Raw genomic sequence first — 21416 nt, 5'->3', positions numbered from 1 at the left:
AACAGGAGCCTCCCCATGACCATCCCCGTCCGCAATCCCCGCACCGGCGAAACCGACTATGCGATCGAAGCCGTACCAGCTGACGAGATCGCCGCGATTGCCCTCCGTCTGCGCGCCGCTCAACCTGATTGGCTGGCGCTGGGCGCCGAAGCCCGCGCGGCCGTGCTGGTCAAATGGGCCGAGGCGATCGAGGCGCGCGGCGGTGATCTGGTCGCCAAGCTCAGCGTCGATACGGGCCGTGTCGCCATCGCCAATGTCGAGGTGTTCAGCGTGGCCGGCACCTTGCGCCGCTGGGCTGCCACCGGCCCGGCCATGATCGCCGCGCTGGACCTGAAGGACGTGCCCAGCGCCACGCCTGGCGTCACCATCAGCAACCGCCACGTCCCTTACCAGCTGCTGGGCGTGATCGCGCCGTGGAACTTCCCCATGCTGCTGGCGCTGATCGATGCGATCCCGGCGCTGCTGGCCGGCTGCGCGGCGCTGATCAAGCCGAGCGAAATCACGCCCCGCTTCATCCCGGTGCTGCGGGAAACCATTGCCGCCGTACCCGAACTCGCCAAGGTCCTGGCCATTGTTGAAGGCGATGCTGACACCGGCAAGGCGATCGTTGGCAATGTCGATTACGTCTGCTTCACCGGCTCGGTGGCGACCGGGCGCAAGGTGGCCGAAGCGGCGGCTGCTGCCTTCATCCCGGCCAATCTTGAGCTGGGCGGCAAGGACCCGATGATCGTCCTGCCCTCGGCCGATCCGGTCAAGGCGGCCAGCATCGCGCTACGCTCCAGCGTCGCGGCCAATGGCCAGGCCTGCCAGTCGATCGAACGGCTCTATGTCCATCGCAGCCTGGCCGATGCCTTCCTGGCCTCGCTGGTCGAGCAGGCCAAGGGCGTCGAATTCAACTATCCTGACATTACCAAGGGCCACATCGGCCCCTTCATTTTCCCGCCCCAGGCCGACAAGGTCCAGGCCCAGATCGATGCCGCCGTCGCCCAGGGCGCCAAGGTGCTGCATGGCGGCCAAGTCGAAACGCTGGGCGGCGGCAAGTACCTGCGCCCGACCATCCTGACCGACGTCACCCCCGACATGGCCATTATTGCCGAAGAAACCTTCGGCCCGGTCATCCCGGTGACGATCTATGACGATGTCGAGGAGGCGATCCGCCTGGCGAACGACACGATCTATGGCCTCTCCGCCGCCGTGATCGGCGATCCGGCCGAAGCGGAAGAGGTCGGCGAGCGGCTTGAGGCCGGGGCGATCTCGATCAACGACGGCTCGATGACCGCCGGGGTCTGGGATGCCGAGAACTGCTCGTTCAAGCAGTCCGGCATGGGCCCCAGCCGGATGGGCAATGCCGGGCTCTATCGCTATTTCCGGGTCAAGGCGATCATGCGCCAGAATGGCGAAGCTGCCCCGATTGCCGCCTATGCGGAACAAGCCGTGGCAGGCTAAGGGCCGCCCATGCCCAAGAAAGATTCGCGTGCCGAACTGATCCGCACCCTGGAGACGATTGACCAGCGCCTGCGCTGGCTATCGGCCTGGATCATCCACAATGCCAACCACCTGCGCGAGAGCCGCGACGGGCTGAAAGTCGGCGGGCATCAGGCGAGCTGCGCCTCGATGACCGCGATCATGTCCGCGCTCTATTTCCACGCCCTCCGCCCGCAGGACAAGGTAGCGGTGAAGCCGCACGCCGGGCCGGTGCTCCATGCCCTGCACTACCTGCTCGGCAACCAGAGCCTGGATCAGCTCAAGGCCTTCCGCGGCCTTGGCGGGGCACAAAGCTATCCCAGCCGGACCAAGGACAAGGTGCCGGTGGACTTTTCGACCGGCTCGGTCGGCCTGGGGGTTGCCATCACCGCCTTTGCCAGCCTGGTCCAAGATTACCTGATCGCCCACGGCCAGCTGCCCGAGGGTGAGGCCGGGCGGATGATCGCGCTGATGGGTGATGCCGAGCTCGACGAAGGCAACATCTATGAGTGCCTGATTGAAGGCTACAAGCACGACATCCGCAATTGCTGGTGGATCGTCGATTACAACCGCCAGTCGCTCGACAGCACGACCGCCGACCGCATGTTCCGCCGCTTCGATGACATCTTTGAGACCTGCGGCTGGCGCGTGATCACGATCAAGCACGGCAAGCTGCAACGGGAAGCGTTCAAGCGCCCCGGCGGCAGGGCGATCGACCAGTGGATCGATGATTGCCCCAATGCAGAGTATGCCGCCCTCACCTATCAGGGTGGCGCCGCCTGGCGCGAGCGGCTCAATGCCGATCTGGCTGGCGACAAGGCCGCGCTCGATCTGGTCGCCAGCTTCGATGACGATGGGCTGTCGCGGCTGATGCTCAACCTGGGCGGACACTGCATCGAAACGCTGGTCGATGCCTTCGAGCGCGCCCAGGACGAGGTCCCGACGCTGTTCATCGCCTATACGGTCAAGGGCTATGGCCTGCCGTTCCAGGGCCACAAAGACAACCACGCCGGATTGATGAACCCCACCCAGATGGCCGACTATCGCGCCAGCCTGGGGATCGCCGAAGGAACCGAGTGGGAGCCCTTTGCTGGGATGGGTGACAATAGCGCGGCGGCGCTCAAAGCCTTCCTGGAACCCTTCCGCACCAAGCTGACGCACCCGGCCCGCACCGCCCCGGCGATTGCCGTGCCGGATTGCCTGCCGGTTCCGGAAGGGGCCGAGCAGTCGACCCAGGCCGCCTTTGGCCGGATCCTGCTTGATCTGGCCAAGTCGGGCCATCCGCTGGCGGACCGGATCGTCACCACTTCGCCCGACGTGACCGTTTCGACCAACCTTGGCGCCTTCGTGAACCAGCGCGGGCTGTTCCGGCGGCAGGAACTGAAGGACGTCTTCGCCGGTGCCAAGATCCCCAGCCCGCAGAAGTGGGCCGGGCACGAGGCCGGCCAGCATATCGAACTGGGCATTGCCGAGAACAACCTGTTCCTGATGCTCGCCGCGCTCGGCCTGTCTGCGCCCTTGTTTGGTGAGCGGCTGCTGCCGATCGGGACTGTCTATGACCCGTTCATTTCGCGCGGGCTCGATGCGCTGAACTATGCCTGTTACCAGGATGCGCGGTTCCTGCTGGTGGCGACACCGTCGGGGCTGACGCTGGGGCCGGAGGGCGGCGCACACCAGTCGATCAACACGCCGCTGATCGGCATGGGCCAGCCAGGGCTGACGCACTATGAACCCGCCTTTGCCGATGAACTGGCGCTGTTCATGCACCGCGCCTTTGCCGAGATTCAGGCGCCGCACGGCGGCTCGACCTATCTGCGGCTCTCAACCCGGGTGATCGACCAGCAGCCGCGCGCCGATGCCGCCTGGGAAGCCGACGCGCTGGCCGGCGGTTACTGGCTGCGCGCGCCCGCGCCCGGCTCGCGCGCCGCGATTGCGTTCTCAGGAGCCATCGCGCCCGAAGCCATCGCCGCCTGGGAGCAACTGGCGGATGATCTGCCGGGCTTGGGCCTGCTGAATGTCACTTCCCCCGACCTGCTTCATCGGGGCTGGTCGGCGGCGCGCGCTGCGCGGTGGCGGGGCGGCAGGCGCGAGCGGAGCCATGTCGAAACGCTGCTCGCCCCCCTGGCGCCCGATGCGGGGATCGTGACACTGCTAGATGGCTCCCCCGCAGCGCTATCATGGCTCGGCGGCGTGCGCGGGCAGCGGATCAGTCCGCTCGGCATCGACCGCTTCGGCCAGACTGGCGACCTGCCCGACCTCTACCGGACCTATCGGCTCGACGCCGATGCGGTGGTCGAGGCGATGGCGGAACTGCTTTTGCCCTGAACCAATTCTCCGCTTGAAAGTTGTCCGGACAAATCTATGCTCCGCACCATAACCGATAAGGAGCGGATCATGCGGGCAATCAAGTGGATGATGACGGCAGCAGCGCTGGCGATAACGGCCAGCCCGGCCCTGGCAGCGGGCAAGGCCCGGATGCTGGATCTCGACAAGCCCGAAGACGCGTTGGAAGTGGCCAAGCGCGCCCAGTGCGGCGAGGCGGATGGCAAACCGGCGGTCTATCACTGGTCCGGCAAGTTTTATTCGCGCGTCGCCGGTGAGCCTGACCGCCTGCTGTTCAAGGGCGAAGGGATGAACATCCGCACCTGTGTGACCGTAGACGATCCCAAGCGCGGCAAGGGCTGGCGCCTGATCAGCCGCGAGATCATGCTCTATCTCGATCCCAAGACCGGCGAAGTGGTGCGCAAGTGGACCAATCCGTGGACCAATGAAGTGGTCGACGTGATGCACATCGCCAACGATCCGGTGAACCAGCGCCCGCAATTTGCCTATGGCCCCGATGGCGCGCCCTACAAGTTCACCGGCCGGCGCGAGGGCCGCTGGATCTTCGCCCCGTTCGAAGCGCCGCTGTTCTATCACAACGTGCTGGGCGGCGATTATCAGGACTATATCGGCGGCAAGTACCACGCGATGGAGATCTTCGACTTCGCCTATGACGCGGAGGAGATGCTCAACACCAAGAACCCCACCGCCTATCCGATCGTCTCCTGGGTCCGCATTTCCGACTGGATGCCATGGATGAAGATGCGCGGCCGCCAGGGCCAGATGGTGGTCAACGCCATGGGCAACAAGCTGAAGAGCTTCGATGAGCTGCCCAAGGTGCTGAAGGACGAGATCGCGCTGAACTATCCCACCTACACCTCGCCGCCGCCGCTTGATGACCAGCGGCCCAACGAGACCACCTGGACCGTGTTCAAGAAGTGGATCGCCGAGAAGGAAGGCGGCAAGAAGCCCGCGCCCACGGCCGGACACTGACCTTTGGGAGCGATCGCCGGGACCATGCCCCTCGTCGCCAGCCAGGCGGGGGTATGGCAGGGCGAATATGTCCACTTCGATGCCGAACACCGCGAGATTGACCGGCATAAGTCGACCCTGGTCTGCCGGCTGTTCGACGGGCCAGACGGCACGGCGCGGCTGGCGCAGACCAACATCTATGACTGGCCCGACGGCACCCGCGAGATCCGCTATTTCGACGGGGTGCTGCAGGGCGATCGGATCAACATCTCCAACGTCAATATCGATGGCTGGGTCGCGCCGCTGGCAATGGACGAGACGCAGCGCACAATCATGGTGCTGTGGACCCGCGCCGGAGCGCCCGACTTTCGCTATTGCGAAATGATCACCGTGGCCGAGGATGGCCGCGCCAAGAACCGCACTTGGCACTGGTATGACAAGGGCCGGCTGTTCCAGCGCACCTTGATCAATGAGGACTATGTGACCGCCGACTGGCAAGCGCACGACGATCCCGCGTTCTATGCATTCCAGCCAAGGGCCCCCCGATGAGCCAGATGATCCTGCTGGCGATCCATACCGTGGTGCTGGGCTACTGGCTGGGCTCGGACCTGGTGATCAACAGCGAGTATCGCTTCATCGTCCACCGCAATGACCTGCCAGTGGCGGCACGGCAGGAAATGACCGATCACCTGATGAAGGTCGATCAGCATGTCCGCTATGCGCTGGTCCTGCAGGCCACACTGGGGACCATGCTGCTGGCCGGTCTGGGCCTGTTACCTGCCAACATCGGCAGTATCGCGCTCGTCGCAGGCCTGGCCTGGCTTGGCCTGGTTGAAGCAACCCATCGCACGCGCAAGACTGCACTTGGCCAGCGGCTTGCCCTGCTCGACCGGGTGGTGCGCTATGCAGTTGCACTGGCGTTACTGACGCTCGCCGCCACGCAAGGCGACTGGCCGGCTTGGCTGCGGCTTAAGCTGGTGCTCTTCGCCGGGGTGATCGGTTGCGGGCTGCTGATCCGCTTTCAACTGATCCGCCACTTCACCGTCTGGGGTGAGGTCCGGGCGCAGGGCTCCACGCCCGGGCGCGAAGCGAGCCTGCGCGCAACCTACCGCCGCGCGACCACGATCCTCGCCTGCCTGTGGCTGCAGGTCTTTTCGATCGCTGCGCTGGCCGTGCTCCGCCCCTTCTGAGCCTAAACGAAAAGGGCGGCGGCCGCGCTGGCCACCGCCCTTTCCGCAATCGCGGTGGCGTCAGAAGTTGACGCTGGCTTCCACGCCGAAGGTCCGTCCCCGCCGCAGCGTCGCGAAGAAGGCGCGCGGGGTGCCGGTTTCGATCTGAGCCGGACGGCCATCGAAGCTGACCGAAGCGGCCGGCGGCAGGCCCGTCGTCCCAGCGCCATAGCGCAGATCGAACCAGCGGGTCGCCAGCGGGATCGAGTCCTCGTCGGTCAGGTTTCGGCCAAAGACAGCGATCGAGAAGTTCGCAGTCTTGATGCCCAGCCGGGCGTTGAGCAGGAAGGCATCGCCGGTCTTCGCCAGGTTATCGACCTGGATGTACTTCGCGTCTTCATAGCTGAAGTTCGAGTTGGCGAAGAATTCGAGCCCGTTCGAATTCAGCTCCTTCGACCAGCTAACCGAACCGTTGACGATGATTGGACTACCCAGCGGCAACTTGCGGCCGCTGATGTCGCACAGCGCCTTGCCAGCCGCAGTCGGGTTGCGGGTATCGAAGTTCGGGCGGAGGCCGCCCGAATTGAGGATGAACTCGTCCGCGTCGCAGCCTTCGGTGAACTTGGCATCGACATAGGACAGGCCCAGGTTGATCAGCAGGTTATCGGCCGGCGCCGCAGTGATTTCCAGTTCAAGCCCCTTGGTCTGCGCCTTGCCAGCATTCGAGACGATCGAGGTGACCGCGCCGGTGCCCGCTGGGTTCGGAATTGAGGTGGTGAGCTGGTAATCGGTCAGTTCGTTGTAGAAACCGGTGACATTGACCCGCAAGCGGCGGTCCAACGCATCGAACTTCACGCCCAGTTCCCCGCCCTTAGACTTTTCGGGCAGGTAATTGACGAACTGCGTGCCCGGATACTGGGTTTCAGCCGTGACCCCGGCCGTGCCATTGAAGCCGCCGGGCTTCCGCCCCGTAGCGAAGACGGCATAGATCAGCGTCCCGCCCGGCGTGGTGTAATTGACCGTAATGCGCGGATCGGTACCCGAGAAGGAGCCCGCCCCGCGGCAAGTGCCGGCAAAGCCAAAGGTCGCGGCCCGGCCGCTTTCCCCAGCGCAGAAGATCGAGGCGGCCGTGGCGCGGTCGATCAGCGTCTTGGTTTCCTTGGCATGGCGCAGTTCGGCGGTAACCGAAAGGGCGTCAGTGATGTCCCATTCGACCAGGCCGAAAATCGCCTTGTTCTCCACCGTCGCATACTGCGAACCATCGGTGCCCAGCGCCAAGGCACCCTTGCCGCTGGCGAAAGTGATGTCAGTCGTCTCGAAGTTCTGCTTGTAATAGAACCCGCCGATCATCGCGCGGATCGGCTTGTCTTCAGGCGTGCTCAGCCGCAACTCGGCGCTGACATCCTTCTGCACATCGCGATTGGTGTTGGCGAAGGCCGGCTCAGTGTTGAGCGTACTGGCCGCCGTCCCCGCGAAATAGGCAAAGGCATCAGAATGGTCTGAATCCGTACCGAAGTAATTGTAGTTCTTGCGCCAGCCGCCCAGTGCATGGATCATCCAGCCCGAGCCGCCCAGGTTCCAGTCCAGCACCGAGGTGACCAGCACCTGCTTGTTCTCGATCCCGTCAAAGGCCGTGCCATCGCGGGTCCCCAGCACCGGGTTGATCAGCAATGGATCGGTGTTGAGCCGGACATTGTTTGGCTGCGGCTGGATTGTGCCGCAGAAGAACTGGTTGGTATTGGTTGAAGCAAGCACGGCGGGTGCGAGCGGCACAAACGGCGAAGCTGTGCGATAGCGTGGCGAACGATAGCCAGGCTTGCAGTTGTTGGCAGCGGCACCCTGGAGGAAGATCGCCAGCGGGCCATCCTCATCGTGTTGCCAGTTCACGCGGGTACGCCATTTGATGTCGCTCGACGGCTCGAGCTGCAGGGTCAGATAGGCAGAGGTGGTCTTCTCATTGCCAACCTTCTTGCCGGTCAGCTGGTTGGTATATTCGCCGCCATACTTGTAGAAGCGCCCACCAGCGCGGAAGCCGAACACGTCAGGGATCAGCTGACCGCTGACCGATCCGGCAATCTCGTACTCGTCATGCTCAGCGGCGCGGGCGCGACCCGAGATGGTCAGGTCCTTGCTTGGGTCCTTGGTAATGTAGTTGATCGCGCCGGCGTAGGTGTTGCGACCATAAAGCGCGGATTGCGGCCCCTTGATTACTTCGACTCGTTCGATCGACTGCGGGTCGAAGCCCTGGATATCGCCCTGGTAATAGACCCCGTCGACGAAATAGGCGGCACCGGTTTCCACACCGGCCTGCACGCCGGCCAGCACGTTCGATTGACCGCGGATCACCGGGCGATCGGTGGTCCGACCGAAGGCCTGGCTGAAGCTGATGCCGGTCGATTGCTTGGCGAAATCATCGATCGAGTTGAGACCCAGTTCGTTGATCTTCTCAGAAGTCACCACCGAAACCGCGACGGGCGCGTCAGACAGCGTTTCCGATGTCTTGCGGGCCGTCACCACGATATCCTTGATCCCACCTTCCTCGGCCGGGGCATCCTGGGCCATCGCCAGGCTCGGTGTGAACACTGTGGCCGCCAACAGCACCACGCGCAGTGAACGCTTCATAAAATCCACCTCCCGTTTCAACGGGATGATTCCCGTCACTGCAAAAGCTTCGCCAGGTGGACAAAAGTTGTCCAGACAATTCGCAGTGCGGATAGTATTTGTCCGGACAACTGTGGCGTGTCAGCAACTACAGTCGGAAATCTGAATCAGGGGATCGGCTTGACCGCACCAAGGTAGGATGTGATCACCAGCAGCAGGTAGGTCAGCCAGACCCACCAGCGGGTGTTGTCCATCGTCCGCCGCAGCGGCACTTCGGTCGCATCGCTTGACCCTTCGGCCAGCAACCGACCGAGTTGCGCGCCGACCGGCTTGAACGACACATCGATCATTATTGCGGCGGCAAAGATCGCCCCGAACAGCAGCGCCTTCCAGGCCAGCCAGGTTGGCGCAATCGGGTGACCGGTGAGGACCGATTCCAACCCGAGCCAGAGGTACCCGGCGCAGAGCAGGTAGCGGATCCAGCCCTCGATCCGGCGGTTGCGGGCAGCGCGCGGGGTCATATCATGGGCGTGGGCATCGAACACCAGCCACAGCCAGATCGCGGCGATGATCCAGCCAAACCAGACGATGGCAAGGGGCAGGTCCCACCAGCCCCCCATGTAGGAAACCGACAGCGAGAGCGGCACCATCAGCGCCCAGGCTGCGCGCGGCGTCAGGTCGACGATCACCAGCAGCTTGAGCAGGGCAATCCGCTGATCGAGTGTGTAAATGTCACGCTTACGAAAATGCTGGCCCAGCAGGAACACCCCAACGTCTGCACCCAGCCACAACACAAACAGCAACAGGTGCACGTAGACCAGCGTTGGATAGGCAAGATCGGCTAGGTTCATGACTCGGTTCCCCCGCAATGTTGTCCAGACATGACCATATTTCGCAGCTTGACAAAAGCACAAATGTCCGGACAACTTTACCCCCGCGGGATGAACACCTCTTTTGCGCGACCTGGAAGCGATATCCAGGCGCCGTATCGAACTAACAGGGAAGGACCGACGATGACCCGTACCGCACTGCTAAGCGCCGTTTCGCTTGCCGCCATGCTGGCTTCGCCGGCATACGCCCAAGATACTGCCAAGGATGACCAGGGGCTTGAGGACATCGTCGTCACCGCCCAACGCCGCGCCGAAAGCGCGCAGGACGTGCCGATCGCAATCACTGCATTCAACGCCGAAACACTGCAGACCCGCGGGATCAACACCGCGCTCGACGTGACCCAGTTCGTGCCGAACCTGGTGGGCCTGAACAACACCGGCCTGGGTACGGCCAATGCCTATTACCTGCGCGGCGTCGGCAATACGGAATCTATCGCGACCTTCGATCCGCCGATCGGCACCTATATCGATGATGTCTACATCAGCCGCCAGAATGCCAACAACTTCAGCTTCTTCGATGTCGAGCGCGTCGAAGTGCTGCGCGGCCCGCAGGGCACGCTGTTTGGCCGCAACACCACTGGCGGCGCCATCGCCGTGGTGATGAAGGATCCGGGCGACACGATCGGCGGCTATGTCGAGGCTGGCTATGGATCCTATCAGCGCAAGCTGGCGCGCGGCTCGATCGACCTGCCGCTCTCGCCGCAGTTCGCGATCAAGCTTTCGGGCTATTGGCAGGACGACAACGGCTACGCCAAGAACACCACCACGGGTGAACGCACCAACGAGAATGACGGCTGGGGTGTGCGCCTGGGTGTCAAGGGCGAGCTGAGCGACAGCATCACCTGGCGCGCCAGCTACATGCACACCTTCGCCGATGCCTCGAACGTCGCCAACTTCGATTGCGATCCGGCCAACCCGGCCAATTGCGACGGCCGCTTCGTCACTACCGGCCTCAAGAAGGTCAACGACTTCGGCGGCCGCTTCACCGGGCGCAAGGACGATTTTGGCCTGGGTAACACGGCGCGGATGGACATGGTCACATCCAACCTCGAGGTTGGCCTCAGCGGCGACATGAAGCTGAACCTGATCACCGGCTATCTCGATATGGCGCAGAAGTTCGCGCTCGACTTTGCCGATGGCCGGGCGCTGCCCAGCCTGGTCCTGCCCTCTCCGCCGGTGCGCGGCTATACCCTTGGCGGCTTCGTGATCGCCAATGACGGCAAGCACAAGCAGTTCACCCAGGAAGTGAAGCTCTCAGGCTCGCTCGGTGACGGGCTGGTCGATTACGTTACCGGCGTGTTCTACATAAATGAAAAGAACGACACCGACTTTGCCGATCTGTTCAACCTGGGCCTCGCTCCGCCGCCGGCCGGCTTCCCGTTCCTGCTGGCCGACCGCCGCCTGAAGAACAATACCAAGGCATGGGCTGGCTATGCCCAGGCCGACGTCAATGTCAGCGATGCGCTGACGCTGACGGCAGGGATCCGCTACACCGACGAAGAAAAGACCTTCAACATCTCGGACAACAAGGCCAGCTGCAACGACGGCACGATCGAGGCAACCTGCCTGTTCAATGCCAACCTCCGGGCGGCAAACGGCGTGGCGATCCCGACCACGATCCGCACCAAGGTCTGGACCCCGCGCTTTGCGCTGAATTACAAGGTCAACGACGACGTCCTGCTGTTCCTCAGCGCGACCAAGGGCTTCAAGTCGGGCGGCTGGAACGCCCGCGCCACGGCCCCGTCGGAAGCCCTGCCGTTCGGCCCGGAAACCGCCTGGTCCTATGAAGCGGGCCTCAAGGCGGACTTGATGGACAACCGCCTGCGCGTGAACCTCACGGGCTTCCTGCTCGACATCAAGGGTCTGCAGACCCCTTCGGCCTTCACGCGCGCGAATGGCTCGATCGCCTTCATTACCCGCAACTTTGCGAACTATCGCAACAAGGGGCTTGAGCTGGAAGTCACCGCGCGTCCGGCCGATGGCTTCACCGTGTTCGGTTCGATCGGCTACATGGATGACGAATACCGGCTCGACAAGAATGCCGCGGCCTTTGACCTTTACGGGGTGCAGGCCGTTGCCGGTCAGCTCGCCGCCTGCGCCGCGCAGCTGGCAGCCGGCAAGATCCCGGTCGGCTCGGGCGCCGACAATGCCACCGCCTGCGGCGTCGGCATCGTTGCCCCCGATGGCAGCCTGGCCGAACCCGTCCGTAGCCCGGCCTGGACCATGGCCTTCGGTGCCAGCTACGATGCCCCGCTGGGCGGCGGGCTTTCGCTGGTCCCCTCGGTCAACGCCAGCTGGCGCGCCGACAGCGAAACCGGCACCAGCCAGGTCAGCTTCTATAGCCAGAGCTTCACCAGCCCCGGCGGCGTGACCTATGGCGGCAACCTGAAGGGTCTGGGCAACTTCGTGACCGGATCGTTCAGCAAGGCGCGGTGGATCGCCAATGCCTCGCTGGCGCTGAAGTCCGAAGCCGGCTGGTCGCTGACAGCAGAGTGCAAGAACTGCTTCGATCAGGAAGCAGTCGAAAGCACCCTCGCCAACGTCCTCTATCTGAACCCGCCCCGCACCTGGACGCTGCGGGCCAAGTTCGACTTCTGATGAAGCACCCGGTCGCGGCGGCAATTGTCCTTCTTGCCGCTGCGGCCCACAGCCCGGCGCAAGCCGGTGTGGCCGCCGATCACGGTGTCGCTCCCTGGAGCGAGGCAGTGGTCGGCGTCGCTGCATTTGCGCCAATCACCAGCCTGCTGCACGCCGAAGGCGGCTGGACCCGCAAGGCGGCTGGCAAGGTCAATCGTGCCGAGCTGGCCGCCTGGAACCTGCCCGCCGCAGCTAGCGCCACATTCGAGCGCTGGTGCGCCCCGCAGGCCAGCAGCGGCTGCGTGCGCTTCATTCGCTTTGCCGGCGTGCCCCAGCGCCCGGTGCGGCTGGGCGCGCGGGCCTGGGATCCAGGCGGAATCTATTCGCTGATGGTCCGGTCAGACAATGTCCCGGCGCTGTTCGATGCCGCGATCAAGGCCGGCTGGTGGGCGGAGAGCGAGCCGGTGCGCTTCACCTTTGGCGCATCCGACCTACGCAACGTGGTGCTGACCGGCCCGCACGGGATCAACATCGCAGTCTACCAACGCGTCAGCCCGCCCTTCACCGCCTTTCCGGTCGGGCGAATCAGCCATGCCTTCAATTCGATGCGGATGGTCAGCAACAAGGCGCGCGCCCGCGATTTCTACCTGAACAACCTGGGCTTCGAGCTGGTGTTTGACAGCGACAAGGAACCACCGGAGCCCGCCCGTTCCAACTTTGGGATCCCGCTAAACTACACCCCACGCATCCCCCGCGCCGCCGCAGCACTGCAGCCAGTGCCAGGTGAGACTGGGAGGGTCGAGGTGATGGAGATGCAGGGTTTCACAGGCACCGACCAGTCGGCTCACGCCAGCCCCCCCAACCTGGGCGTGTTGCTATTGCGCTTCCCGGTGCGCGATCTGGCAGCCTATCGCCAGGCCGTCGAAGCGAAGGGCACCAAGATTGCCTATGCCGCGCAGAGGGTGAGGATCACCGGCCTGGGGACAGTCGATCTGTTCGCCGTGCGCGATCCAGATGGGAACCTGACCGAATTCTACCATGCGCACTAAGCTAGTTCCCCTCCCCCGCCGAAGCGGCCGCATCTCCTACCGTCACCGCAGCGATGAAGCCGAGTGGGGTTTCGAGGACTTCACACTCACCCGTGACATGAGCGGTGGCCGCTGCCTGTCAGTCCACTGCGAGATGGCTTTCGACGCCGAACACGTGGTGCGCGAGACTGTGCTGAACGTCGATACCGACTTCCAGCCAATCGACGCCTATGTCCGGATCCTCAACCACGGCGTGCCGACCGGCTCCGGCTGGTTTCGCTTCGGCGATGAGGAGGCCGAGGGCGAAATCTTTACCCGCGACCAGGGTCGGATCAGCCAGCGCGTGCCGATCCGGAAACCGATGCGCGGCTTCGGTGTCCATGCGCTGATGGGCGATGGCTGGCTGGCCGCCAGCTTCCCGTTCGACCGCGGCGCCGGGCACACTCATTTCCTGGGCAGCCGCAACCTACTGCACAGCCTGCACCACTTCGGCGCGACTGGGCCCAGGCTCGAAATATCCGCCAGTGGATTAACTTACATTGGCCGCGAGACAATCGCAGTGCCCGCTGGCAGCTTTGACTGCCATCGCCTGGCCTTCACCGGCATGACCAACGCCCACCCGCCTTACCACATGTGGATCAGCGCGGATGGGGATTACCTCTACGTTCAGGGGGTGGTCGAAGGGTATATGGATTCGCTGTTCGTGCTCGAACAGCTTGAGGGAGAGCCATTGGCATGACCGCGCAGAAGTCCGAATTTGCCATGGGCTGGAAAGTGCTGCTGGCCGGCCTGGTCGGCGTGGCCTGCGGGGCCTCGCCGCTGCCGTTCAACACGATCGGCTTCGTGCTGGCACCGCTGAAAGAGGAATACGGCTGGTCCTTCGCGCAGACCTCGCTCTCCATGTCGATCTACGGCATCACCGCCGCGCTGCTGGCGCCCTATTTCGGCTCGCTCGCGGACCGGCACGGGGTGCGCAAGGTAGCGCTGCTCTCGACCTTGGCGTTTGGTCTGATTTTCGCCGCGCTGGGGGCAACCCCGGCCTCGATCTTTGCCTTCTACTTCCTGTGGTTCCTGATCGGTCTGGTCGGGATCGGCTCAACGCCGGTTACCTTCAGCCGTGCAATCAACATGTGGTTCTACAAGAACCGGGGCCTGGCACTGGGGATCCTGCTGCTCGGCACCTCGTTCGCGGCGCTGGTCGTGCCGCGGGTCGCGGTCTGGGCGATCGACCAGTGGGGCTGGCGCGGCCTCTATCCGACGATCGCGCTCTTCCCGCTGCTGCTCTCGCTTCCGGTTGCCTACCTGCTGTTCCGCGAGCCCAGGCCCGAAGAGATGCCCGCTGGCATTTCCGTGGGCGGCAACCTGACCGGCGTGACCCTCTCCGAAGCTGTGCGCGACCGCCGCTTCTGGACGATCTGGCTGTCGATTGCCCTGGTCGCGCTGGCCTATGGCGGGGCGCATATCCACATGCCCGAGATCATCAAGCAGCACGGCATGGGCACGGCCGAAGGGGCCAGCATCATGGGCATGATCGGGCTGGCGCTGATGGCCGGGCGGATCATCACCGGCTGGCTGCTCGACCGGATCTGGGCGCCGATCGTCTGCCTACCGATCCTGCTGATCCCGGCCGTGGCCTGCTGGTGGCTGATGGGTACCAGCACCGATGTGCAGACGATCTACATCGCCGCCTTCATGCTGGGCTTTGCTGCCGGGGCGGAGAGCGACCTGATTGCCTACCTTGCCAGCCGCTATTTCGGCATGGCCAGCTACGGCAAGATCTATGGCATGCTCTACATGCCCTTCGGTCTCGCTTCGGCGATCTCACCCGTGCTCTATGGCCGGGTCCGCGACGTTACCGGCAGCTATGACCAGATGCTCTACGCATCGATGTTCCTGTTTGCCGCCGGGGCTGTCCTGCTGATCACCCTGGGCCGCTATCCCACCTTTGGTGCAAAGGAAGAAAACGCATGAACGCGATTCTCGCCAATCCGCTCGCCGCGCTCGACGGCAAGGTCGGCGCCGGATCACTGCTGACCGATGAGGCCAGTCGCGAACTCTATCGCCACGATGTCTACGCCGCCGGGCCTGCCCCGCTGGCCGTGTTCCGCCCCGCCTCGGTCGATGAGCTTGCCGCTGGAATTGGCGCGGCAACCGCAGCCGGGATCGCCATTGTCCCGCGCGGCGGCGGCATGAGCTATACCGGCGGTTATCTCTCCCCCACTGCCAACTTCATCCTGATCGATACGGCCAGCCTCAATCGCGTGATCGCGGTCAATGAAACCGACATGACCGTCACGGTCGAATGCGGGATCACCTGGGAAGAGCTGCGGCGCGAGCTGCAGCCGCGCGGTCTGCGCACCAAGACCTGGGGCACGCTCTCCGGCATCAACGCCACGGTCGGCGGCGGGATGAGCCAGAACGGCGTGTTCTGGGGTGCCGGCAGCGGCACGGTGGTCGATTCCGCGCTGAGCTTTGACGTGGTCCTGGCCGATGGCTCAATGGTTTCGACTGGCTCCAGCTTTTTCCGCCCTTATGGCCCGGACCTGACCGGCCTGTTCGCGGCCGATTGCGGGGCCTTCGGGGTCAAGGCGCGTGCCACGTTGCGGCTGGTGCGCGAAGGCGCGGCCTTTGGCTATGGCAGCTTTTCGTTCGATACTTCCGACCAACTTTTTGCCGGGATGAGCGCGGTCGCCCGGGAAGGACTGGCTAGCGAGAGCTTCGGCTTCGATCCCTTCCTCCAGGCGCAGCGGATGAAGCGCGATAGCCTGGCCAGCGATGCCAAGAGCCTGGTCAACATGATGAAGGCGCAGGGCTCGCTGCTGAAGGGCCTGAAGGAAGGCGCCAAGGTCGCACTCGCGGGGCGTAGTTTTCTCGATGATGTGCCATTCAGCCTGCACTGCATTTCGGAGCGCCGCCGCCAGAACGAGGCCGATGCCGACATGGCCGAAATCACCCGGCTGATCGAAGCGGCAGGCGGCAAAGCGATCGAAAATACGATCCCCAAGATCCTGCGTGCCAATCCCTTCCCGCCGGTCAATTCGATGGTCGGGCCAGAGGGTGAACGCTGGGTCCCCGTTCACGGCTTCCTGCCGCATTCGAAGCTGGTCGAAGGCTGGAACGCGGTCCAGGCACTGTTCGCCAGCAGGGCTGCCGAAATGGCCGCACTCGGCGTCAATGCCGGGGCGATGCTTGCTGCGGTCAGCCCGCAGGTCTGCCTGATCGAGCCAGTGTTCTTCTGGCCCGAAGAGCTGAACCCGCTGCATCGCCATGCGGTTGAACCGGCACACCTGGCCAAGCTCAAGGGCTTTCCCGCCAATGCCGCCAGCACCGCGCTGGTGGCTGAACTGCGTGCCGGGGTGGTTGCCGAGTTCCAGAAGCTGGGCGCCGTCCACCTGCAGATCGCGCGGACCTATCCGCTGAAGGCTGGCCATTCGCCCGGCAGCTGGGACCTGCTCAAGTCGCTCAAGGCCAAGGTCGATCCCAAGGGGCTGATGAACCCGGGAAGCCTGGGCCTGTGAGTTCAGTGCCCGGCCCCTATGCCGCCGTGGCGATGCAGTTGCTGGCCAGGTCGGTCGAGCGCTGCGCCGATGCGGCGGCGGCGCGGGCGCAGATCCTGAGCCACATCGGCGAGATCGAAGGCCAGATCCGCGGCGCAAAGATCTTCATCGAGCAGTTCCAGGGCCGCCCGGTCAAGCTGGCGGTGCTGCCGGAGTACCTGTTCACATCCTACCCCGGCCGCATTGCGATCCCCGACTTTGCCGAACGTGCCGCCTTTGCCGCCGATGGTCCGGAATATGCCGCGCTCGGCGCCATGGCGCAGCGGCTGGGGCTGTTCGTGGCCGGCAATGCCTATGAAAGCGATGCGCACTTTCCCGGCTTCTACTTTCAGACCAGCTTCGTGATCGACCCGGCGGGTGCGGTGGTGCTGCGCTATCGCCGCCTGCTGTCGATGTTCGCGCCCAGCCCCCATGACGTGTGGGACCGCTATCTCGATCACTATGGGCTGGAGGGCGTATTCCCGGTCGCCGATACGGAGATCGGGCGGCTCGCAGCGATCGCTTCGGAGGAGATCCTCTACCCCGAGATCGCCCGCGCTCTCGCTTTCCGCGGGGCCGAGGTCTTCGTCCATTCGTCGAGCGAGATCGGCTCACCGCTCGGCACGGCCAAGGACGTGGCCAAGCGCGCCCGCGCCTGGGAGAACATGGCCTATGTCGTCTCGGCCAACACCGCCGGGATCACCGACTGCTCGCTGCCGCTGGCCAGCGCCGACGGCAACAGCCAGGTCGTCGGCCCCAACGGCAAGGTGCTGGCCCAGTCGATGAGCGGCGAAACCTTCACCGCCTTTGCCGAGATCGACATCGCCCACCTGCGCGAAACCCGCCGCGTGCCGGCCATGACCAACAGCCTGGCCCGCCAGCGCCCCGCCCTGTTCGCCGCCGCCTATGGCGCCGCCGCGGGCCAGGACGGCAACGCCATGCTCGATGCCAATGGCGCGCCGCAGGTGCCCGAGCGCGAGCACTTCCTACGCGCCCAGGCCGCAGTGATCGAGAAACTGTCCAAAGCCGGAGTAATCTGATGAAGCACCGCACCGTCGCCGGGAAGATCCGCTACACCTCCGTCAAACCCGGTATGGAAGGGCAGGAGCGCGGGCGTGAGTGGTTCAGCTTCACCCACCACGCCGACGGCAGCACGATCATGAACGCCCGCTGCGAGATCGAGGAACCCGATCCGACCGTGCTGCGCAACATCACCTATCACCTCGGGCCCGACATGGTGCCCCAACACCTCCACGTGCACCTGACTGTCGGCGACAGCTTCATGGGCTCTGGCTGGATGCGCCATGATGCCGCGACTGGCACGATCGAGTGCGAGAGCTATGGCCCCTCGATCGGGCGGCTGTCGCAGCAGATGAAGGTTGGCGCCTTCGATGCCTTTGGCACCCACCCGGTCGTCGCTGACGCTTACCTTGGCCGCAAGATGGACATCAGCAAGGGCCCGCACCGCCGCAACATGCGCTGCTTCCTCCCCTCGCCCGATCACCGCGGCGCCACCCCGCCGATGATCGCCGAGGTCAACATCACGCTCGAATATGTCGGCGACGAGGAAAAGACCGTCGCGGCTGGCACCTTCGCCTGCCATCACTTCCGCTTCGTCGACGAGAGCGACCACGGCATGGGCGGCACCAAGCACCCGGCCTATGACATCTGGGCCACGGCCGACGAGGACTGCATCCTCGTCTATGCCGCGATCGACGGCTATATGATGAACCGGTACGAGCTGGTCGAATTCCACCGCGACTGATGACCTACCGCGCGATCGAGCAGTGCCGCTTTGCGGACAGCTTCCGCGCTGCCACCAGGATTGTCGAGCTGCCCTTGCCGGAGCCCGGCCCCGGCGAAGTGCTGGTGCGCAATGCCTGGGCGGGCGTGAACGGTATCTTCGACACCCAACTGGCCCGCAATGCTGTCGGCACGATCCGGATGGAACCGCCGTTCCTGACCGGAGTGGAGGCAGTCGGCACGGTCGAGGCGGTAGGACCTGGGGTAACCGATTTCGCTGCTGGTCAGGCCGTCGCCGCAACCCGCTTTCGCGGAGGCTACCGCGAGGTCAACTGCGGACCAGCAGCGGATTTCGTGTCGGTGCCAGAAGCCAGCGCCGATGCTCTGGCGCTCGCCTCCAGCGGAGTTGCCGCCTGGCTGGCTCTGACTTTGACCGGCCAAATGCAGCGCGGCGAGACCGTGGCGATCAGCGCAGCGGCGGGCGGGTTGGGCCACCTAGCCGTCCAGCTGGCCAAGCTGCACGACTGCCATGTCATCGCGATCTGCGGCGGGGCGGCTAAGGCGGCCTTCGTCAAGGAGCTCGGCGCCGACCGGGTGATCGACTACCGCACCGAAAGTGTCGCCGAAGTGATGGCCAGCGAATACTGCGACCGGATCGACCTGGCACTCGATACCGTCGGCGGCGAAGTCTTCGATGCGCTGGTCGATAACCTTGCCGATCATGGCCGGCTGATCATCAGCGGCTGGGCCAGCGACATGGTCGATGATCAGCCCAGGCCGGTTACTGCCCCGCGCATCGGCCACAAGCTCTACTACAAGGGCGCCTCGGTCCGCGCCTTCATGAACGCGCTGCATACTGCGCATTGGCCAGAGGCGCGGGCGCGGTTGTTCGAGCTTTACGCCAAGGGCGCGCTGCGACCGCATGTCGATGTGCTGGGTCAGGGCCTGGACTCCGTCCCTGCTGCAGTCGAGGCCCTGCTCGCCAGCCAGACGATGGGAAAGGCAGTCGTGCGGCTCTAGAGCCGGACGGTCGCCATCCCGGCCGGGCGATAGCGCGGGCCGCTGGTCCCGCCGACCGGTGCGACGGCCGAAATCTCCGCCACATCCTCGGCCGTCAGCGCCAGCTCGGCCGCTGCCATCGAATCCTCAAGTGTGACCCGGCGCTTGGCCCCTGGGATCGGCACCACGTCGGGGCCCTGCGCCAGCAGCCAGGCCAGCGCGACCTGCGCGGGTGAGGCACCGCGCCGCTCGGCCACAGCCTTGACCACGCCGACGATGCGCATGTTGGCGTCGTAATTGTCCTGCTGATAGCGCGGATCATGGCGGCGATAGTCGCCCTCGCCCAGATCCTCGGCGCGGGTCACCGTACCGGTCAGGAAGCCCCGGCCGAGCGGCGAATAGGGCACCAGGCCGATGCCCAGTTCGCGGCAGGTGGGCAGGATCTCGTCCTCGATCTCGCGCTCCCAGATCGAATATTCGCTCTGCAGTGCGGCAATCGGCGCGACGGCGGCGGCGCGGCGGATCGTGCTGGCAGCAGCTTCGGACAGGCCGATGTGCTTGATCTTGCCCTGGGTCTGCAGGTCCGCCAGCACGCCGACGACATCCTCAATCGGCACCTGCGGATCGACCCGGTGTTGGTAATAGAGATCGATGCAATCGATCCCCAGCCGCTGGAGCGATCCCTCAACCGCGCGGCGAATGTTCGCCTCGCTCGAATCGACGCCCAGGAACTGGCCCTCGTCGGTGAACTTGAAACCGAACTTGGTGGCAATCACCAGCCCGTCGCGCTTGCCCTTTATCGCCTTGCCGACCAGTTCCTCATTGGCGCGGGGGCCATATACCTCGGCGGTGTCGAAAAAGGTTACGCCCAGGTCGATCGCGCGGTGGATCGTGCGCACCGCCTCGTCGAGGTCGGCATCGCCGCCATAGTTGAAGTTGCCGCCCTTCAGCATGCCCATGCAGCCCAGGCCGATGGCGGAAACGGTCAGGCCCTGGCCCAGTTGGCGATACTTCATCGGCATGTCCTCTCGTCAGATCGTGATGGCAATCTTGCCCAGATGCGCGCCGGCGGCAAGGTGACGATAGGCCTCCTGGGCATCGGCAAAGGCGAAAGTCGCATCGACCACCGGTTCGGTCCCAGCCTTGCCGATCACATCCAGCGCCGCCTCCAGCATCGCCCGGCTGCCCGAGGCGATCCCCTTGATTGCGATATTGCGCGCGATCAGCATGCCTTGGCTAACCCCCGCCTGAGCCTGCGGCGTGCCCGAAAGCGCACCCACCGTGCCGATCCGGGCGTTAACCGCGCAGGCCGCTACCGTCTCACCCAGCACGTCGAAGCCCAGCGTATCCACCACCACATCGGCCCCGCGCCCGCCGGTCGCTTCCAGCAATGCAGCGGCCCAATCGGGGCGCTCATGGTAGTTGACGGTGAAATCAGCGCCCAGTTCGCGGCAACGGGCGAGCTTCGCATCGCTCGACGAGGTAATCGCCACCTGCGCGCCCAATGCCTTCGCCAATTGCAGCGCAAAGACCGAGACGCCGCCAGTGCCCTGGGCCAGCACCAGCTCACCGGGCTGGACCTGGCCGAAGGCGACCATTGCGTGCCAGACCGTTGCCGCCACGACCGAGACCGTTGCCGCACCCAGGTCGCTCATCGCATCGGGCACGCGCACCAGCGCGGCGGCGGGTAGGACGATCTGCTGCGCCAGCCAGCCATCGGCGCTGGAACCCAGGTCCGCCGCGAAGACGCTGAGCGAATAGGGCCCGTCGATCCAGGTCGAGAAATGCGGGGCGATGACGCGCTCACCAGGCGACCAGCCGGTGACGCCCTCACCCAGCGCGGCAATCCGGCCGACGCCGTCCGCCAGCGGAATCCGCTCAGCCGGCTTGGGCGTACCATAGCGGCCTTCCAGCACCATCAAGTCGCGGTAATTGAGGCCGGCAGCAATCACTTCGACCAGCACTTGCCCTGGGCCGGCTACCAGGTCGGCCCGCTCGGCCAGCCGCATCCCGTCGATCCCCGTGATCGAACCGATTTCCCAAGCTTTCATCGCCGCTTTGTCCCTCTGCTGATATCCCCAACGGCTAGCAGAGTTGTCCGGACATTCCCAAGCG

The 21416-nt window shown here is 64.7% G+C and carries 17 protein-coding genes; 13 read left to right on the top strand and 4 right to left on the bottom strand.

The window, feature by feature from the left end; all coding sequences use genetic code 11:
* Positions 1-15: 15 nt before the first annotated feature.
* From FRF71_RS10905 to FRF71_RS10885, 5 genes are all read left to right on the top strand, one after another.
* On the top strand, positions 16-1446 hold the full coding sequence (locus tag FRF71_RS10905) for an aldehyde dehydrogenase family protein (RefSeq protein ID WP_147090677.1): 1431 nt from the start codon (positions 16-18) through the stop codon (positions 1444-1446).
* Positions 1447-1455: 9 nt separating this feature from the next.
* Entirely contained in the window at positions 1456-3789 is a 2334-nt protein-coding gene (locus FRF71_RS10900; RefSeq protein WP_147090676.1) for a transketolase, read from the top strand.
* Between the two features lie 69 nt (positions 3790-3858).
* Entirely contained in the window at positions 3859-4779 is a 921-nt protein-coding gene (locus tag FRF71_RS10895; RefSeq protein ID WP_161597950.1) for a DUF1838 family protein, read from the top strand.
* Between the two features lie 24 nt (positions 4780-4803).
* Positions 4804-5307 (top strand): DUF3598 domain-containing protein, encoded by a 504-nt coding sequence (locus FRF71_RS10890; RefSeq protein ID WP_147090674.1) that lies wholly within the window; start codon positions 4804-4806, stop codon positions 5305-5307.
* Positions 5304-5948: a hypothetical protein gene (locus FRF71_RS10885; protein WP_147090673.1), complete on the top strand. Its 645-nt coding sequence runs from the start codon at positions 5304-5306 to the stop codon at positions 5946-5948. Before FRF71_RS10890 ends, FRF71_RS10885 begins: the two co-directional genes overlap by 4 nt.
* 60 nt (positions 5949-6008) lie before the next feature.
* On the opposite strand, the gene FRF71_RS10880 is transcribed toward FRF71_RS10885, so the two are convergent.
* A complete protein-coding gene (locus FRF71_RS10880; RefSeq protein ID WP_147090672.1) occupies positions 6009-8549 on the bottom strand; it encodes a TonB-dependent receptor in 2541 nt (846 codons plus the stop codon).
* Positions 8550-8695: 146 nt separating this feature from the next.
* The gene (locus tag FRF71_RS10875; RefSeq protein ID WP_147090671.1) at positions 8696-9379 is read right to left on the bottom strand and encodes a hypothetical protein; all 684 of its coding nucleotides are present in this window, start codon (positions 9377-9379) and stop codon (positions 8696-8698) included.
* A 162-nt stretch (positions 9380-9541) separates the two neighbouring features.
* Here FRF71_RS10875 and FRF71_RS10870 point away from each other — a divergent pair, with 162 nt between their 5' ends.
* From FRF71_RS10870 to FRF71_RS10835, 8 genes are read left to right on the top strand one after another with little or no spacing between them, the layout of a single operon-like run.
* Positions 9542-12016, top strand: coding sequence for a TonB-dependent receptor (locus FRF71_RS10870; RefSeq protein WP_238339194.1), 2475 nt, complete (start codon positions 9542-9544; stop codon positions 12014-12016).
* Positions 12016-13044: a VOC family protein gene (locus FRF71_RS10865; RefSeq protein ID WP_147090670.1), complete on the top strand. Its 1029-nt coding sequence runs from the start codon at positions 12016-12018 to the stop codon at positions 13042-13044. Before FRF71_RS10870 ends, FRF71_RS10865 begins: the two co-directional genes overlap by 1 nt.
* Positions 13034-13762, top strand: a complete 729-nt coding sequence (locus tag FRF71_RS10860) for a DUF3108 domain-containing protein (protein WP_147090669.1) — start codon at positions 13034-13036, stop codon at positions 13760-13762. Before FRF71_RS10865 ends, FRF71_RS10860 begins: the two co-directional genes overlap by 11 nt.
* A complete protein-coding gene (locus FRF71_RS10855) occupies positions 13759-14994 on the top strand; it encodes an MFS transporter (RefSeq protein ID WP_202878082.1) in 1236 nt (411 codons plus the stop codon). The genes FRF71_RS10860 and FRF71_RS10855 overlap by 4 nt, the downstream gene beginning before the upstream one ends.
* Positions 14991-16541 carry an FAD-binding oxidoreductase gene (locus FRF71_RS10850; protein ID WP_147090668.1) on the top strand — a complete coding sequence of 517 codons (1551 nt, stop codon included), beginning with the start codon at positions 14991-14993 and terminating at the stop codon, positions 16539-16541. Before FRF71_RS10855 ends, FRF71_RS10850 begins: the two co-directional genes overlap by 4 nt.
* The gene (locus FRF71_RS10845; protein ID WP_238339192.1) at positions 16538-17599 is read left to right on the top strand and encodes a nitrilase-related carbon-nitrogen hydrolase; all 1062 of its coding nucleotides are present in this window, start codon (positions 16538-16540) and stop codon (positions 17597-17599) included. The genes FRF71_RS10850 and FRF71_RS10845 overlap by 4 nt, the downstream gene beginning before the upstream one ends.
* Positions 17599-18324 carry a DUF3108 domain-containing protein gene (locus FRF71_RS10840; RefSeq protein WP_147090667.1) on the top strand — a complete coding sequence of 242 codons (726 nt, stop codon included), beginning with the start codon at positions 17599-17601 and terminating at the stop codon, positions 18322-18324. Before FRF71_RS10845 ends, FRF71_RS10840 begins: the two co-directional genes overlap by 1 nt.
* Positions 18324-19322 carry a zinc-binding dehydrogenase gene (locus tag FRF71_RS10835; protein WP_147090666.1) on the top strand — a complete coding sequence of 333 codons (999 nt, stop codon included), beginning with the start codon at positions 18324-18326 and terminating at the stop codon, positions 19320-19322. Before FRF71_RS10840 ends, FRF71_RS10835 begins: the two co-directional genes overlap by 1 nt.
* Here the strand turns inward: FRF71_RS10835 and FRF71_RS10830 are convergent.
* Both FRF71_RS10830 and FRF71_RS10825 read right to left on the bottom strand, forming a co-directional pair.
* Complete coding sequence (locus FRF71_RS10830; RefSeq protein ID WP_147091628.1) at positions 19319-20317, bottom strand: aldo/keto reductase; 999 nt, start codon at positions 20315-20317, stop codon at positions 19319-19321. The genes FRF71_RS10835 and FRF71_RS10830 overlap by 4 nt on opposite strands.
* A gap of 15 nt (positions 20318-20332) precedes the next feature.
* Positions 20333-21352, bottom strand: coding sequence for a zinc-dependent alcohol dehydrogenase family protein (locus FRF71_RS10825; RefSeq protein WP_161597949.1), 1020 nt, complete (start codon positions 21350-21352; stop codon positions 20333-20335).
* Positions 21353-21416: the final 64 nt, after the last annotated feature.

The sequence above is a fragment of the Novosphingobium ginsenosidimutans genome (assembly GCF_007954425.1).
GTDB classification, from domain to species: domain Bacteria; phylum Pseudomonadota; class Alphaproteobacteria; order Sphingomonadales; family Sphingomonadaceae; genus Novosphingobium; species Novosphingobium ginsenosidimutans.
The sequence above is the reverse complement of the archived record's forward strand: the minus strand, read 5'-3'. Positions and strand labels throughout refer to the sequence as shown.